Raw genomic sequence first — 16,637 nt, 5'->3', positions numbered from 1 at the left:
AGATGCATTAGCTATGCGCTGCATTCTTTACCAAAGTGTGCCATCTTGTCACCCGCACAGTGAAGGGGGTCAGCAAAACGCCGGGATATCTCGGATTTCGCACGTTTTGATCACAGCCCGGCCTCATCGGGCGTCGCAAACTCTCAAGTTCGGGTTCAGACTTATATGTTTGCCGGGACCTGCGCATCGCGCGCTGAAGAGGAGCACCATGCACAAGTCCGGGCACGTAGGTATCGCGATTCGCGCTCGGCAAGCCGTTGTGGTGGCGATCGCAGCCTTTGTCGCCCTGGTATTGATGCCGGTCTCCCCGGCAAGCGCACAATCCATCGTCCAACCGGTTGCCGCCGATCCGAGTGTGATCCGCGCCGACGACGGTCGGTACTACATGTACGCAACCGCCGATGACTGGGGCGACGGTGAAGGCGCACACAACATGACGATGTTCACCTCGTTCGACCTCGTCGACTGGGCCTACGTCGGCGACGTCTTTCCAACCGCTCCCTCATGGCATCCCCCCGGCAATCTGGGCTGGGCTCCGTCGATCCACAAGTCAGGCGGCACCTACACCCTGTATTACTCGCTGTATGACGTGACCAATCCGTGCATCGGTATGGCCACCTCCGAATCCCCGATCGGGCCATGGGCCGATCTCGGCCGACCCGTGTTCTGCGCGAATGATGTTGGCATCAAAGGCACCATCGACCCCTTCCTATGGGATGACGGAACGTCGAAGACGTTGTTTGTCGGAAACTTCCAGGGCATCTACGGTGTCCCGCTGACGGCGGACGGAACCGCACCGTCAGGTACCCCGATCAAGGTCGCCGACGAGCGCTTCGAAGGTCCCGAGATCGTCTTCCGCGATGGCTACTACTACCTCTTCGTCTCGGCAGGCAACTGCTGCAACGGCGCGGACACCGCATACCGGGTCCTGGCCGGCCGGTCCCAATCACTGGCGGGTCCCTTTCTCGACCGCAAGGGCGACGACCTCAACACCGGCGGCGGCGCTCTCCTGCTCGCAGGCAACCAGGCCTGGGCCGGACCCGGGCACAACACCGTTGTCACCGACGATGGCGGAACCGATTGGATGATCTACCACGCGGTTCCACGCGCGGATCTGGAACTGCCCAGTGGCGCTCAGCGGCGCGAGGGCATGATCGACCGCGTCGTGTGGGCGAACGGATGGCCCGAGGTCGGCGACGGTTCGCCGAACTCCACCGGGCCGGCATCGCCCGACGTCAAACTTCCTGTCCGCGTGACACTCACGCCGGAAACCCCCACCAGACTGCCCGAGGCCGGCGGTCCGGTCAACGCCAAGCTGATGATCACCGCACCCGCCGACCAGGCCTACACGGGGCAGATCTGGGTCAACGTCCTGACGCCGGGCGGCACCACTGCCACAACAATTCTCGGACCCGAGCCCGTCGACGTGCCGGCCGGCCAGACGATCGAAAGGGCCGTCTCCTACACGGTGCCTGCGGAGTCCCCCGGCGGCATCTACGGCGTGTTCGGCTTTGCAGGCCCGACCGTCGAGGCACCTGCGGAGATGGGGACGATCACCCTGGTGAAGGACGGACAGGCCCTGCCCCCGAACCCGGGCGGGACGAACTCCTCCCTCGCCTGACGGCGCGGCTCAGGCGGGAGCATGCTCAGGTTCAGGTGCCTCGGCATGCAGGCGCCGGGCGATCGAGTCGAGCAACTCGTCGACGTCGGCGTTCTCGCCACCCGGATAGTCGGCAACGTACTCCGCAAGTCGTTGTCGCTGTGCGGCCAAGAGTCTTTCGGCTTCCTTCACCCCGGCCGGGGTGATCACCGCCAGGCCATGGCCAACGGTGATCAGTCCGCGTTCCTCGAGCTGACGCGCTGTCTCCTCGACCTTGGGCAGCGGGGTCTGCGAGACCTCGGACATCGAACGGATGTCGCGGGTACCTTCCTCAGCGACCCTGCTGACCATCCACGCCTCGCCGCGCGACAACGGGCTGTTCGCGGCATCGACCACCACCTCCCACGCCCGCAGTTTGTCCTCACGGGCGAGTGTGCGCCAGATCTGAAGCCGCAACTCCTCCAGAGATGATCTCTCGCCGGACATGCCAAACGATGTCCCGGCATCCGGCATCTTGGTGACCTCACGCAGTGGAACCTCGGGCAACAGCCAGGAAAGCGCGAAAGCCAGTGCGCCGATCGGAACGGCCACGATGAACACGACCCCGAACGCGTCGGTGTAGCCATCGAGGAACCAATTCTGAACGTCTGGTGGACAACTGCGCAGCGCCGACGACGATGCTTCCAGAACCTCCCCCGAACATCGGCCGACGGCACCTTCGGGCGGGCTGCCGGACAGCTCCGAACTCAATCGGGAGTTGAAGACCGCGCCGAAAACGGCAACACCGACCGCTGCGCCGATCGTGCGGAAGAACGTCGCGCCGCTGGTCCCGGTCCCGAGATCTCGATATTCGATCCCGTTCTGAACTGCGAGGATCAAGACCTGCATCACCATGCCGAGCCCGAGACCGAGCACGAACAGGTACAGCGCGATCGCGATATCCGATGACGACCGCTCCATCGTGGACAGCAGGTACAGACCAACGGTGAAGACGGCGGTGCCGAGGATCGGGAACAACTTGTAGCGTCCCGTCCTACTGATGATCTGACCGCTGCCGATCGAGGTGATCAACAAGCCGATCATCATCGGGATCATGTTCAGACCCGATTCGGTCGGCGATTCGCCGCGCACGGTCTGCAGGAACAACGGCATGAACGTGATGGCACCGAACATCGCGAACCCGACCACAAAGCTGACCGACGACGCCACCGCGAACACCCGGTTGGCGAACAGCCGCAGTGGGATCACCGGCTCCGTCGCGTACTTCTCCACGTACACAAACGCCGCAATACACACCACTCCGAGTGCGCTGAGCCCCAGTATCAGCGCCGATGTCCAACCCCAGCGATCACCGAAACTGGTCACCAGCACGATGGAGGTCGCGGCAGCAGCGAGCAGGAACACCCCGAGATAATCGATCTTCGGTTTGACCTGCGCTGTCGTGTTCGGCAGGACGAAGAAGACCGCCACCAGAGCGATCGCGCCGATCGGCAGGTTGACGTAGAAGACCCAGCGCCAGCTGAGACTGTCGACGAAAAAGCCGCCGAGCAATGGTCCGGCGACACTGGCCAATCCGAAGACAGCGCCGAACATGCCCTGATAGCGGCCACGTTCACGCGCGGACACCACATCACCAATGATGGCCTGCGCCAGCACGATAAGGCCGCCGCCGCCGACACCCTGCAATGCCCGGAAGCCGATCAGCTGCCACATGGAGCCGGCGAGACCACACAGAGCCGAACCGACCAGGAAGATCACCACACAGAGGATGAACAGTGGCTTGCGTCCGAGCAGGTCTCCGAGCTTGCCCCACAGCGGTGTGGTCACGGTGGTGGCGAGCATGTACGCGGTCACGACCCAGGTGAGGTGGTCGGCTCCACCGAGATCATTGACGATTGTCGGCAGCGCGGTCGACACGATTGTCTGATCGAGTGCCGCCAAGAGCATCGCCAACATGAGTCCACCGAAGATCGCGTAGATCTTCCGCTTGTCGAGTTCACCCGTGGTCGCGTCCGCGTCCGCACTCTTGGCTTCGGTCATGTTCCGGTCCTGTCCTCGTCGACCCGGTATTGACCTCTTGAGTCTCGCAGGTAGCCGCGGCGCATATGCCAGAAAAACGATTCCAAACCCGGTACCGGACCTACGGCGTCGAACCCCCAGTTGTCCCTGCGGCCCCCACCAAGTAGCGTGTCGCGTCGCCAGATGATCAAATCGCTGGGTGTGGCGGCGACCGCACTTGCGGCCTTCGGTGCCACGGCGGCATGCTCCAATCGGACACCGGTCAACGAGGCTGCGGCCTCGGGTGGCGCGGGCAGACCCTACACACCCTTCACAGTGGTCGATCAGTACCAGAACACCATCGCCTTCGACACCCCCGTCGGACGCATCGTCTCGATCATCATCCCGGTGCCGTCCATGATCGCCGGTTCCGATCAGTCGATCGCCCGCAACGTGGGTGTGAACTCGAGCGCGATCGCGTTGGCCAAGAACGGCATCCTCGCCAGCATGTTCCCCGGATTCCTCGACACACCAGTGGTTTCCGGCCCCGACTTCGTTCCCAACGTCGAGCAGGTGCTCTCACTGGGCCCCGACGTGGTGATCCAGTGGGGCGACAAGGGCGACGACATCGTGGCGCCGCTGCGCAATGCCGGGCTCAAGGTCATCCTGCTCAAATACGGCACCCAGGAAGACCTCGAGGCCTGGATCAACATCTTCGGCGACCTGCTCGACAAGAAGCCGCAGGCCCAGGCGATTCTTGCGGCCATGGCCACCGACCGTAAGGCTGTCGAGTCGATCGCCGCTGCGAACACCGCCAAAGCACCTCGCGTCATGTACTTCTACAACACACCCGAGACCAAGGTGTCGGCAGACAACACCTACATGGACTTCTGGATCACCCTGGCCGGCGGAAAGAACGTCGCCCTCGGAGCCGGCAAGGGCACCAGCGTCGCCGTCACCAAGGAACAGATCCTGACCTGGGATCCGGAGATCATCGTCCTCGGCAACTTCGACCCCACGACTCCCCAAGACATCTACAACGATGCCACCTGGGCGTCGCTGACGGCGGTCAGGAACAAGCGCGTCTACAAGGCACCCATCGGTGGCTTCTCGTGGGATCCGCCATGCAACGAGTCGAACCTGATGTGGCTGTGGGTGGCTCAGGTCTTCTACCCCGACGCCGATCTCGACCTCGATCTCCGCGCGCGCATTCGCGAAACATACAAGTCGCTCTATGCATTCGACGTGTCCGACACCCAGATCGACGGCATCCTGCATCTGGAGAAGAACTCGGTGAGCACGGGCTATGACACGTTCCGCGCTTGACATCCAGGCCCGTGAATCCATACCGGTCAAGGCGCGCAATCTCAACACTTTCCTGGTTCCGGTTGTCCTGACCGTCGGCCTCATCGGTGTGGCACTGGCCGCACTTGCGCTGGGCCGCTACACCATTCCGGTCAATGAGGTCGCGCGTATCCTGATCAACGAGGTCTTCCCCCTGGAACGGACATGGACCGCGGTCGAGGAACAGGTTGTCCTGGGCGTTCGTTTCCCGCGTCTACTGCTGGGGATGCTGGTCGGTGGCGGACTGGCACTGGGTGGTTCAGCACTACAAGCCGTGTTCCGCAATCCCCTGGTCAGTCCGCAGGTACTCGGCGTCTCGTCGGGTGCATCATTCGGCGGCGTCCTGGTGATCATGCTCGGCCTGGGTTCGGTGTTCCTCGTCGGTGGCGCATTCCTGTTCGGTTTGGCCGCCCTGATGATGGTCATGGCGATCGGGAAAACCCGCACGGGCAGTTCAGTCCTCATGATCGTGCTCGGCGGTGTGGTGACCAGCGCGTTCTTCGCCGCGCTCGTCTCACTGATCACCTACCTCGCCGACCCCTACAGCACGCTGCCGTCGATTGTGTTCTGGCTCATGGGATCATTGGCCACCGCCGATATGGGCAAGGTGGTCATCGCGGCCATCCCGATCCTGCTGGGCAGTGCGGTCATCCTCGGCCTGCGCTGGCGGGTCAACGTGCTCTCGCTCGGCGACGACGACGCCGAAACACTCGGGGTCAATCCACACCGCATGCGCATGCTGCTGCTGGTCATGGTTGCCCTGATGACCGCGGGCGCGGTTGCGGTCTCGGGCGTCATCGGCTGGGTCGGACTGGTCATCCCACACCTGGCCCGGCTCTGGGTCGGACCCGATCACCGGATCTCCATGCCGACAACCTTTGTGCTCGGCGCCGCGTACCTGACGATCATCGACACACTCTCACGCACCATCAGCCCCAGCGAGATCCCGCTGGGGATCCTCACCGCGGTCATCGGTGCGCCGGTCTTTGTTGTCCTCCTCCGCAAATCGAACAGGCAGGCATTCATCAGTGCTTGAGCTAAAAGATCTCGGATTCCATTACCCCCAACAAGATTGGGTGTTCCGTCACACCAATCTGACCATCGCGTCCGGTTCGATCACCTCGATCCTGGGCCCCAACGGCAAGGGAAAGACCACGCTGCTCCGGTGCATCGCCGGTCTCGCCCGCCCGCAGGAGGGCCGCGTGGTCCGTGACGCGAACATCGGATACGTCCCGCAGGCGACGCTGTCGAACGTCGGATACACGGTTTTCGACATGGTGTTGATGGGATGCGCCAAGAAGGTATCGGTGTTCGGCACGCCTAGCAAGGCTGATCTGGCGCTGACCGGCCAGTCCCTGCAGCGTGTTGGGATCGAGCACCTCGCCGACTCGAGCTTCGCCGAATTGTCTGGCGGACAACGACAGTTGGTACTCATCGCACGCGCCCTGACCACCAGGTGCACCTTCATGATCCTCGACGAACCGGTCTCGGCGCTGGATCTGAAGAACCAGGCCCGGGTTCTGCGACTGCTTCGCGAACTCGCGAGAGAAGGGATGGGCATTCTGCTCACCACCCATCATCCCGACCATGCACTGCACCTGAGCGGTGATGCCATCGTGATGTACAGCGCCGAAGAGATCGAGCTCGGCGCCGTGGAAGATCTGGTGACCGGCGAAAACCTCTCGCGACTCTACGACATCGACGTCGCGACCGAGACCATCATCGACCGGGGCGACCCGCGGACGGTGGTGTACACCCGCTACGACAACATCGCGGTGGCCGACAATGGCCACCGCACCAAGGAAGGTGCATTGCAATGACAGCCGAAAGTCTTACGGCCCCTGAGGTTTCAGCCGATTCCGACGCACTGACCACCACACCCGTCCTCCATCTGGTGATGGGGTCCAATACCGGGATGTCGGGGGGTCCCACCACCTCCGGACCGACCTCCAACATCGACATCTACTCACTGGGGTCGGTCGACCTGGGTTCGGTACGCGGACTGATCATCAACGGCAACTGCGACCAGGTCTTCCTCGAACGCGAGCGGGATGTCCTGACCGACTTCGTCGCCGCCGGCGGCCGCGTTGCCGTGATGGGCCATCCGCTCACCGACTTCCTTCCCGGACTCGGGCAGTGGCGCAAGTTCGAATATTCCGGCCCGAAAGACCTTGCGATCCACGCCGGTACCCCCCATCCGGTGTGGGCAGGTGTGGACACTGCCGACCTGAGCTTCCGGCGAGAGGTGTCCGGATTCTACGGTCGCGGATACAGCCAGAAGCTGCCGGAAGGTGCGATCGTCACGAACTTCATCGGCAGGCATCTCCTTCCGATCGACTACGTGTACCCACTCGGCCGCGGTGAGGTTCTCGTCCACGGCGGCATCGATCTCGCTGTCTACCAGGATGATCCGAACACATCGTCGCGTGTGTTCCCACAACTGCTGAGCTGGCTCGCCCAACTCGATGGAAAGGACAACCGATGACCACCATCGAGCCCTTCAACCGCACGGACCGTGCTCCCCTGTCGACCGGCACGCTGGCGATCGTCCACGGCGGCTCGCATTTCCACCTGCAGACCATCAAAGACCCGGCGGTCAAGGCATTTCAGCCGGAATTCCATTATCTACCGGACATCAAGCCGGGCGACCTCGACAGTGTCACCACGCTGATCCTGGCCGACCGTCTGCATCCGGAACTTCTTCGCGCGCATGCCGACGAGTTCTTGGCCATCGCGCAACGTGGCGGAACCCTGGTGGTCCTCGGCGAGAATGCCGCACACACATGGCTGCCCGGTGTCTCGTGGAGTCCGCGCCCCACCAACTTCTGGTGGTGGCGCACGGGCGAAGATCCGCTGATCCGCACCCGCAGCCACAACCACGAGGCGTGGAAGTTCCTGACCACCAAGGCGGTGATCTGGCACCACCACGGATTGCTGCACACCGATGCCGATGTGGTGCCGTTACTGGTTTCAGAAGAACCGGATTCAGTCGGCAATCCGCATGATGCGGGAATGATGCTCTTCGAGGACACCACCTCCACCCGCGGCCGCATCATCGCCACCACGTTGGATCCGACCTACCACCACGGCAACAACTTCATGCCGGGTTCGACACGGTTCCTGTACGCCCTGCTGCGCTGGGTCGACCGCACCTGACCGGCGGCGGTCAGGGCCGCACGGCGTGCGGCAAGAAGAATGTCAGGCTTGAACAATGGCAGGCTTGAAACGGCGTCAGGGCTTCACCGGATAGTGGCTTCGAATTGCGATGCGGTTCCACGCATTCATCGCGATTGCCAGCCAGCTGACGGCGGAGACCTGCTCGTCGGTCAACGCCCCGTTGTCCCAATCATCGCGCGCCGGAACAGACAGCCTGGTGACTTCCTCGGCCAGACCCAGGGCCGCCTTCTCCTGGTCGTTGAAGTACTGCGACTCCCACCATGCCGCGATGACCGCGAGGCGATCGGCGGTTTCACCTTTCGCGAGTGCATCCCGGGTGTGCATCCGCAGGCAGAACGCGCACCCGTTGAGTTGCGAGACACGGATTTTCACCAGTTCGATCAGCAGCGGGTCAAGGTCTGCCGCGGCTGCCGCCCCGACGGCGGTCTTGTCGAGTTCGGCGACAAGCGCATACGCGTCCGGGTGCTGCTTGCTCAGATTCACGTTGGCCATCGCGGTCCCTTATCTACGCCTACGCCGCGGCCGGCAACCAGGTACGAGCGGCCACAACCAGCGCCTTGACCCCGATCGACAACGTCGGATCGATGACGGGAGCATAGTGCGGTGAGTGGTTGGACGGCACTTTGAGCAGCGCGGGATCCGTCATGTCGCCCGTCGTGAACAACGACGGGTCGGACCCGCCGAGTAGCCAATAGGACAGCGGCGCACCTGAACTCGTGGCGAAGATTCCCACATCCTCGCTGCCCGCACCGGCTCCGGGATCGAGAATGTTGCTCGCTCCCAGCCAACCGGCGAACACGTCCAGGGTCCTACCCAATGCAACCGCATCGTTGGTGACAACGGGGAACCGTTCGATCTCCGTGATCGTCGGTTCCTTCGGTGCCCCGGCGGCCGCAGCCTCACCTTTGACGATACGGTCGACACTGTCGAGAACGCGTTGCCGCACCGGTTCGGCGTAGGACCGGATGTTCAGCTGCAATTCGGCGTCGCCGGGGATGACGTTCGCAGCGTCACCGGAGTGAATGGAGCCGACCGTCAGCACAGCGGTGGCGGTGCTCGGGATCTCCCTGGAGATGATCGTCTGCAACCGAAGCACCGTTGCGGCGGCCAGGACCACCGGATCGACGGAGGCCTCCGGCATCGACCCATGCGCGCCTTTGCCGATGAGATGGACTCGGAGCGAATCCGATCCGGCGTACGAGGCCCCGGCATGACCGGCTATCTTCCCTGCGGGCAACGGGGCGACATGCTGGCCGAGAACGACATCCGGTTTCGGGATCTTGTCGAACAACCCATCATCGACCATGGCCTGCGCGCCGGCACCCAATTCTTCGGCCGGCTGGAAGACGAGTACCAATGTGCCTCGCCACGTGTCGGTTCCGGTCGACAAGACCTGCGCCGCGCCCAGCAGACACGTGGTGTGCAGATCATGCCCGCAGGCATGCGCAACCGGAACGGTTTTGCCGTTCTCATCGGTCGCGGTGACAGTGCTCGCGTAGTCGAGCCCGGTATCCTCTTTCACCGGAAGAGCGTCCATGTCGGCTCGGAGCAATGCCACCGGGCCTGACCCATTCTTCAGCACCCCGACGACCCCGGTCCCGCCGATCCCGGTGGTGACCTCAAAGCCCAGGGCGCTGAGCCGATCCGACACGATCCCGGAGGTGCGCTGCTCCTGGAAACCGAGTTCTGGGTGGCTATGGATGTCCTTGTACAGGTCCTGTAGCGCCGGATCGATCGCGATGTCGTCGTGGATGGCCATGGGATGGTCCTTCCCTGTTTGCCCGACTACGGGTTCACACCCGGGCGCCGTCGGCAGCGGCGTTGCTACCACACAGACCCCGTGAAACAACCCTACGACCGAACCACACTTCGGAAAGCAAGATTTGAGAAACCGGCCGCAGCAGTCGCTGTGAAGCGAAGGCGTTTACAGCACAGATCTGAGATCGGCAGTGTCCGGAATGCCCACCTCGGCAATGGCGGTCCGTCTCTCTGGCAAGTGGCGCCACCGCCCGTTCGCCACCGCAACTCCGTTGACCCGCACACCCGTCGGCGCCGCGTCGACGCCGATCAGTTCGATGCGGCGGATCGGCGGCCTGGGCGTCCGGGTGCCGGACCCAGGCGACGACGTCTCGACGGTGAGTTCACGGGTGGCATCGTCCCAGCTGAACATTGTCCAGGAGTACCCCTCCACGAGATGCTCGCTCGAGTGGCCGTCGTCTTGATACAGGCGCGATGAAGCATTGGCACCAGCGAACACCTTCAGCGACAACGGTTCCGCACTGTCGGCCGCCGGGGCCGCCGCACCGGCCAGTGTCGGGATGGTGGCCCCGGCCCGCGCATACACCGGGATGTCGAACAGCGTGACAGCAACATCTCGAATTGCTGGACCTTCGAACACTGCACCATCGAAGATGTTGACCCACTTACCCTCCGGGAACCAGATACGTTTTACCCCGCCACCGGCACTGCGCGGCCGCACCACCGGGGCCACGAGCAGATCATCACCGAGCATGTACTGATGGCGGAACTCGTACGCCTGCTGCTCTTTTGGCCAGTCGAGGTACATGCCACGGGCCATCGGCAATCCGGTGTCGTGCATCACCCGGGCCGCGGTGTAGAGATACGGCACAAATGCCGACCTTATCCGCAAGGTCTCGGCGGCGGCATCGTTGAAGGGCTGCGCGAACTCCCACGGCAGGCGTGGGGTGCCGATGTTCTGGGAATGGATTCGCATGATCGGCGAGAATGCGCCGAATTGCATCCAGCGAACGTATCTCTCGGGATCGGTGTCGCCTTTGAAACCGCCGATATCGTGCGACACGTACCCCATACCGATGTTGCCTTCGGCGTGGGTGAAGACCACTTCGAAGGCGAGGGTCTCCCACGTCGAATAGGTGTCACCGGTGAAGTGGATTGTGTGCCGGTGCCCGCCCCATGGTCCCGGCCGGGTACCCACCATGTCCCAGTACGATGCACCGTTGCGGGCCAGGAGTAGCCATCGGTTTGTCAACGCTTTCGGTCGTCGGCCATACGCCCGCGCGATCCACACATCGTCAGCGATTTCTGCCGGACCCGCTCCGACACACGACTCGTCGATGATCCAGTCCAGCCACCAGAAGTCGACACCTTCGGTCTCGAACGAATCATGCAGCCGCATAAAGGAATCAATATGGCCACGCTTGCCCAGGTCCCAGACATACGAGGGACCCGATGCTCCGGCAACGTCGAGTTCCAGCGCGGAGAAGAACCGGGACGCGGGGGTCAGTGCCGGCTGCAGTGTGCCGCCCGCCCGACTCGACGCGTCACCGAAACGACTGTCGTTGCCGGCGATACTGGGATGGATGTTCAGCCCGACCGCCATCTTCACCTGGTGCGCCCAGGCCAGGAACCGCTGCGGGTCGGCGAACAGCCTGCGATTCCAGCCCCACCCGTTCCACGAGTTGGGTTCTTTGAAGTCCGTGTCGATGATCAGCACGTCCAGCGATGCTCCCACCGACCTGTACTTCGGCACCAGTTCGGCGCGGTAGTAGCGCTCGTCGTAGGGCGCATACCGCGAGAACCAATTCCCGAATGCCTGTCGCGGCAGCAGAGGCGTTGCCCCGGAGAGGGTTCGGTAATCCGCAAGTGCCTGTTTGTAGTCGTCGCCATAGGCGAAGATGTATCCATCGCGGTATCCCGAGGCGCTGCGGCGAGGGACATACACGTCCGCGTCGTCGGGAACGAGGACGGACCGGGTGTCGTCGATGAAGAACCATCCGGCACGCGAGAGCAGTCCGGGTTGCAGCGACGTCTCACCACGAACCGAGTCGAGGCAGCGCAGCCAGCCGCCGAAGTTGTCCGGCGGCAACGGCGGGATCGACGCGGTCCAGACTTCGAGATTGGCGAGAAAAACGGTGCCCGTCACTTCCGGCGCATACTGATCCGAAAGCCATACGGGAGAAACTGTCTCGCCCGAATGCGCCAGATCGACCTCTGGCGCACCGGCATCGAACCGGGACACCGGACAACTCGTCGCCATCGCGTCGGTCTCGAGTCGGACGGAATCTCCCGACTGCAGCACCCGATACTCCGGCGTCCGCGCGGCGCGGTGATGGCCCAGCATCGTCGGACGATCCTCGAACTGCCTGTTCGGCGAGTATTCGTACCGGACCAGACCCGGCGTGATGACGGTCAGCCGAACATTGCCAACGGTGATCAGACCTTGGCCGTCGTCCACCAGATCAATCGCGTCGGCAGCGGCCGCGCCACCCGATACCGATAGAGCCCCCGCCGCTGCGGTGAGACCAATTCCCGCAATCGCCTGTCGCCTGGTGATACCCGCGTGCACACCCGGTGCACCAGTGTCTTCCACACGGCGGAGGCTACCTGCGGACCTGCGGCGATTCTCGGCTTCAACAGAATCTGATCAGCGGCCACAGACCCGTGGCTGAATCTTTTCGAATGTTGTCATTTCAGCCAATGGTGTCGGCATCTTGCCGCCTGCACACTGTCAATCATGAGCGTCGAAGTCTTCGAAATCGTCCTGGCTACAACCATGTTCACATTGGTCGCGGCGTCGGCAATCTCGCTCGCCGTCAGCAAGTGGCGGCGAGAAGTTCGCCCAGGATCGCGCGCGCCAACTGTCGACCACGCCGGAGCCCATCCGCCTGTGCGCACATTTTCGTCATCTCCGTAGCCCGGCAGTGGGAGAATCCGAGCAGGAGGTGTCCTGTGAATACCACCGATTATCTGGTCGTGGGGGCTGGCGCCAGCGGGCTCGCGTTCACCGATTCCCTGCTGAACGAATCGGATGCCGAGATGCTGCTCGTCGACCGACGCACGGAGGTGGGCGGGCACTGGCGCGACACCTACCCGTTCGTACAGCTGCATTCGCCGTCGGCGTACTACGGTGTCGGTTCCAGACCACTCGGGAAAGACCGGATCATCGAGTCCGGCCGCAACAGCGGATTCTACGAGCAGGCGTCCGGCCCCGAGATCCAGGACTACTTCGCGCGGGTCCTCTCTGAAGGGCTCGCACCGTCCGGACGGGTCGCGTTCTTGGGACGACACGACTTCGTGGGCAGCAACGACGGTGTGGCACACCTCCGCGACACGGTGACCGGAGCCGTCACCGATGTCACGGTGCGCCGACGGGTCGTCGACGCGCGCTATCAAGAGGCCTCCGTGCCGGCGACGCACACGCCGTCGTTCAGCGTCGAGCCGGATGCTCGATTCGTTCCGATCGGGCTGCTGCCGGAGCGGGCTGGTGACCATCGCCGGTTCACAGTCATCGGCGGCGGCAAGACGGCGGCGGATGCCGGCCTCTGGCTGCTCGATCACGGCATCGCTGCCGACCGGATCCGCTGGATCAGGCCGCGCGACATGTGGTTCAACGACCGGGCCGGGCTGCAGCCGCTCGATCAGGTCGGTGCACTCATGCACGGTTTGGCCGATGAGGCCGAGGCAGGCGCCCAGGCGCACGACCTCATCGACCTGTGCCGCCGGCTCGAGGACGTCGGCCGGCTGATGCGACTCGATCCCGACGTGGAGCCGACCATGTACCGGGGCACGATGCTGAGTCGGCGGGAGCTGGATGAGCTGCGAGGCATCGAGGACGTGGTTCGGCGCGGGCACGTGCGCGCCGTGGGCCCGAGCCACATCCGGCTCGATGATGGCGAGATCCCGACCGAGCCGGACACGCTCCTCGTCGACTGCTCCGCACGTGGTCTCGCGTCCTCGCCTGCGGCGCCGATCTTCGACGGCGACACGATCCGGCTGCAGCAGGTGCGCCACAACTCCCCCACGTTCAACGCAGCACTGCTCGGCTTCATCGAGGCGCACCGCGACGACGATGCCGAGAAGAACCGGCTGGCCCGGCCGAATCCGTTCCCGAGCACCTCGGCCGACATGGCGAACATGCTCACCCGCACCTGGGCCGGCGCCCGCATCTGGCAGAGCGAATCAGACATCCAGCACTGGATCGACAGCAGTCGCCTCAATCTGATGCGCGGGCTCGTCGAGCGGATGGGTGACGCGCATGTGCGGTCGGGGGTAGAGCGATTCGTGACCCACGTCGCCGACGCCACACGCCGGCTGCCCTCCCTGGTGTGAGGGGCTCTTCCGCCGGTTCTCCTCGAAATCCTGAGCCTCAGTATCTTGACTACGGCAGCGACAGTTTCTCGATCTCAGATTCTGACGGCTCCATCCGAGCCGCGGAACTCGGGTCTGGTGCGGCGACATACGCTTGAGCACGATGCCCAACCCACCCACTCCACCCCCATTTCCTTTCCGCCGCACCGGGCGGGTGATCTACAGCTCTCGCGGGCTCTACGGCTTGACCGTGTTCATCGTGCTCTTCGTCATGCTGATCGGAGCATTGGCATACGTCTACGCAGCCAATAACTCCACAACCAATATCGTGGTGATGTTGTGCTTCCTAGGTGTGCTGCTGACGATGGCCGGTTGGTGCATCTATTGCGGACGCCGCGTCCAGATCTGGGAACGTGAATATGAGCGCGTGATGGGCCACAAGTTCGGCGCCTAGTGGCGATAGTTTCTTGCTTGGATCCGGTGGAGCGATGAGTGCGTGGCAAGGCGAAGACAGGCCCGGCTATGGCGCACAACGGAATTCAACCGCGTCCCGGCGGTTAGGAAATATTTCCCCTGCGTCGCCGACTGGAGTGGTCAGGCAATCCATGGGTTCACCAGCTCGACCCCAGTGTGAGCGAAGTCCTTGGTGTTCCGAGTCGCACACGTTGCGGCATGTGCTCGACAGATCGCAGCAATCTCGGCGTTGGCCATTGTGATCGGTTCGCGAGTGAAACAGCCTTCGCCGCGTAAGCGGCTGCGCCCAACGCGTGCGCCCCCAAGGAACAGAGATCGTCAGCGAATCACCAGATCAGAGGTTGTGGCACTCAGGGTGATCGGTGCGATCGACTTTCCGCGCATCCACGTGCTCACGAACTGCGCCAGCTCGGGGTCGTCGGCACGCTGCGTGTACGCCACGTGCGGGATCTCGATCGCACCGATGAGATGGCGCGGCGTCGAAGTCAGGCCCACGTGGCCCGGCGTCATCCGCATGCCGTCCGCGGTGTGCAATTGCACCGGTATTCGGGCACCTGTCCCGGTCACGACCACCGCATCGCGCGTGGTCACCGCGGGGTCGAAGTTCGCGACCTCCAACCGGTACCCAGACGGTCCGGCGTGCAATCCCACCTGGTCGAGCAACCGCGGGTCGACCACGCTGTAGGGCAGGCCGATGTCGATCAGTGTCTGACCATCGACGGCGGCGTCACGCGACGGCAGCGACGCCGACAGGTTCCACGGCTTGAGCGGGGCCAATGTATCGGCGGAACGATCGGCCGCAGAGTTCTCGAGTGGGCTGCCCTGCAGCGGCGAATCGGTGGGCACGAACGTCCATGACGAGGCATGAATGTCTTTACGCCAGAAGCCGGTACGACCGTTGTCGCGGCCTTCGACTCGCAGCTCACGCTTTTCGACGCCTGGTCCGGTGGAGATCACGGTGATGCTGGACGTGATCTCACCCGGAACCTTCGGTTGTTGAGTCCAATCCGGCGCGGGCAACTGCACCGCCGCCGTCGAACGATCCCAGGTCTCCTGGTTGAGGTCCGTCGCACTCGGCTTACCGGTCTGCGGCTCCCAGCTGTAGCGGAAGAACACCGAGTCCGACCCGGAGGAATCGAAATCGAAAGTCCGCGTGTACATGTCGCCGTAGCGGTTCATCACGAAGGTGGTGGACGCCGCCGCCGACAGCGACACCGATTGGAAGCGTCCACCCAGCGGGCTACCGATCTCATAGCTGTTGTCGTTGGGTAGCCACGGATCGGCGTAGGTGATGCGGCTACCGTCGCCGGTGAGCGCTGGAATCATCGTCATCTTGGCCTGACCGCTGGGATGCACGCGGCCGGCGATGTCGGCGTACTCGCGGTTCGCGGTCGGCGACGTGACGCTGAGCGCCCACCCGCCGGTCCGCGTGTCCGGCAGCGTACGACCCGGTCCCAGCCACAGCAGCGCGCCCCACCCCGACGTCCAATTCCACAGCAACGGTGACTGGGTGACGTTGTCCATGGTGTAGATCCAGCCGTCACGATCAATGCCGACGAGCTCGTCGTCATCGAGTGAGATGGCGGTGATCGCGCCGTTCAGACACGACGGCAGCCGAACAATCCGCCAGGGAGCGCCCGCATCCCGTGGTCGCGTGAGCAGCTCCCCGTCGACGAGGGCGAACTCCCAATAGTGGTTGAACTGCGTGCGCTCGGTGCGCAGATCGACACGAGTAGGGGCATTTGCACCGCGGTACGTGGCGAAGGTGTTCAACCCGGTGCGATCACCGGTGGACGGCGCTCCCGGCGGCAGTTGCGCAGTCCCGAACGGAACACACCCCGCCGGTCCGGCGATGGCAGAGGGCGATGCGATGGCGGTGCCCGTGCCGACGACTGTCACGAGCGCGACAACGGCCCCGGCGAATCGAAGGTTGATGCGGCGGACCAAAGAACAGGGCATGCGAGCACTATGCCAT

The 16,637-nt window shown here is 63.6% G+C and carries 13 protein-coding genes; 8 read left to right on the top strand and 5 right to left on the bottom strand.

What is annotated here, in order from left to right; genetic code table 11:
- Window positions 1–208 precede the first annotated feature (208 nt).
- A complete protein-coding gene (locus tag AC56PL_RS04430; protein WP_497153103.1) occupies window positions 209–1,621 on the top strand; it encodes a family 43 glycosylhydrolase in 1,413 nt (470 codons plus the stop codon).
- A gap of 9 nt (window positions 1,622–1,630) precedes the next feature.
- Here the strand turns inward: AC56PL_RS04430 and AC56PL_RS04425 are convergent, their stop codons facing one another.
- Window positions 1,631–3,640, bottom strand: a complete 2,010-nt coding sequence (locus AC56PL_RS04425; RefSeq protein WP_497153102.1) for an MDR family MFS transporter — start codon at window positions 3,638–3,640, stop codon at window positions 1,631–1,633.
- 162 nt (window positions 3,641–3,802) lie between these two features.
- Between AC56PL_RS04425 and AC56PL_RS04420 the strand changes: the two genes are divergently transcribed.
- From AC56PL_RS04420 to AC56PL_RS04400, 5 genes are read left to right on the top strand one after another with little or no spacing between them, the layout of a single operon-like run.
- Window positions 3,803–4,924, top strand: coding sequence for an ABC transporter substrate-binding protein (locus AC56PL_RS04420; RefSeq protein ID WP_497153101.1), 1,122 nt, complete (start codon window positions 3,803–3,805; stop codon window positions 4,922–4,924).
- Window positions 4,905–5,978 carry a FecCD family ABC transporter permease gene (locus tag AC56PL_RS04415; protein WP_497153100.1) on the top strand — a complete coding sequence of 358 codons (1,074 nt, stop codon included), beginning with the start codon at window positions 4,905–4,907 and terminating at the stop codon, window positions 5,976–5,978. Before AC56PL_RS04420 ends, AC56PL_RS04415 begins: the two co-directional genes overlap by 20 nt.
- A 40-nt stretch (window positions 5,979–6,018) precedes the next feature.
- The gene (locus AC56PL_RS04410) at window positions 6,019–6,762 is read left to right on the top strand and encodes an ABC transporter ATP-binding protein (protein WP_497153099.1); all 744 of its coding nucleotides are present in this window, start codon (window positions 6,019–6,021) and stop codon (window positions 6,760–6,762) included.
- On the top strand, window positions 6,759–7,427 hold the full coding sequence (locus AC56PL_RS04405) for a hypothetical protein (RefSeq protein ID WP_495515167.1): 669 nt from the start codon (window positions 6,759–6,761) through the stop codon (window positions 7,425–7,427). The genes AC56PL_RS04410 and AC56PL_RS04405 overlap by 4 nt, the downstream gene beginning before the upstream one ends.
- Window positions 7,424–8,098 (top strand): hypothetical protein, encoded by a 675-nt coding sequence (locus tag AC56PL_RS04400; protein ID WP_497153098.1) that lies wholly within the window; start codon window positions 7,424–7,426, stop codon window positions 8,096–8,098. Before AC56PL_RS04405 ends, AC56PL_RS04400 begins: the two co-directional genes overlap by 4 nt.
- 75 nt (window positions 8,099–8,173) lie before the next feature.
- On the opposite strand, the gene AC56PL_RS04395 is transcribed toward AC56PL_RS04400, so the two are convergent.
- From AC56PL_RS04395 to AC56PL_RS04385, 3 genes are all read right to left on the bottom strand, one after another.
- The gene (locus AC56PL_RS04395) at window positions 8,174–8,611 is read right to left on the bottom strand and encodes a carboxymuconolactone decarboxylase family protein (RefSeq protein ID WP_497153097.1); all 438 of its coding nucleotides are present in this window, start codon (window positions 8,609–8,611) and stop codon (window positions 8,174–8,176) included.
- A gap of 19 nt (window positions 8,612–8,630) precedes the next feature.
- Window positions 8,631–9,878, bottom strand: a complete 1,248-nt coding sequence (locus tag AC56PL_RS04390; protein WP_495515164.1) for an amidohydrolase — start codon at window positions 9,876–9,878, stop codon at window positions 8,631–8,633.
- Window positions 9,879–10,043: 165 nt separating this feature from the next.
- Window positions 10,044–12,470, bottom strand: coding sequence for a glycoside hydrolase family 31 protein (locus AC56PL_RS04385; protein ID WP_497153096.1), 2,427 nt, complete (start codon window positions 12,468–12,470; stop codon window positions 10,044–10,046).
- Between the two features lie 359 nt (window positions 12,471–12,829).
- Between AC56PL_RS04385 and AC56PL_RS04380 the strand changes: the two genes are divergently transcribed.
- Window positions 12,830–14,209, top strand: coding sequence for an NAD(P)-binding protein (locus AC56PL_RS04380; RefSeq protein WP_497153095.1), 1,380 nt, complete (start codon window positions 12,830–12,832; stop codon window positions 14,207–14,209).
- Window positions 14,210–14,351: 142 nt separating this feature from the next.
- Window positions 14,352–14,642, top strand: a complete 291-nt coding sequence (locus AC56PL_RS04375) for a hypothetical protein (RefSeq protein ID WP_497153094.1) — start codon at window positions 14,352–14,354, stop codon at window positions 14,640–14,642.
- A 338-nt stretch (window positions 14,643–14,980) separates the two neighbouring features.
- Here the strand turns inward: AC56PL_RS04375 and AC56PL_RS04370 are convergent, their stop codons facing one another.
- Entirely contained in the window at window positions 14,981–16,621 is a 1,641-nt protein-coding gene (locus AC56PL_RS04370; RefSeq protein ID WP_497153093.1) for a hypothetical protein, read from the bottom strand.
- Window positions 16,622–16,637 lie beyond the last annotated feature (16 nt).

The sequence above is a fragment of the Williamsia sp. Y721 genome (assembly GCF_059683565.1).
This window is presented reverse-complemented; position numbering and strand designations above follow the sequence as displayed.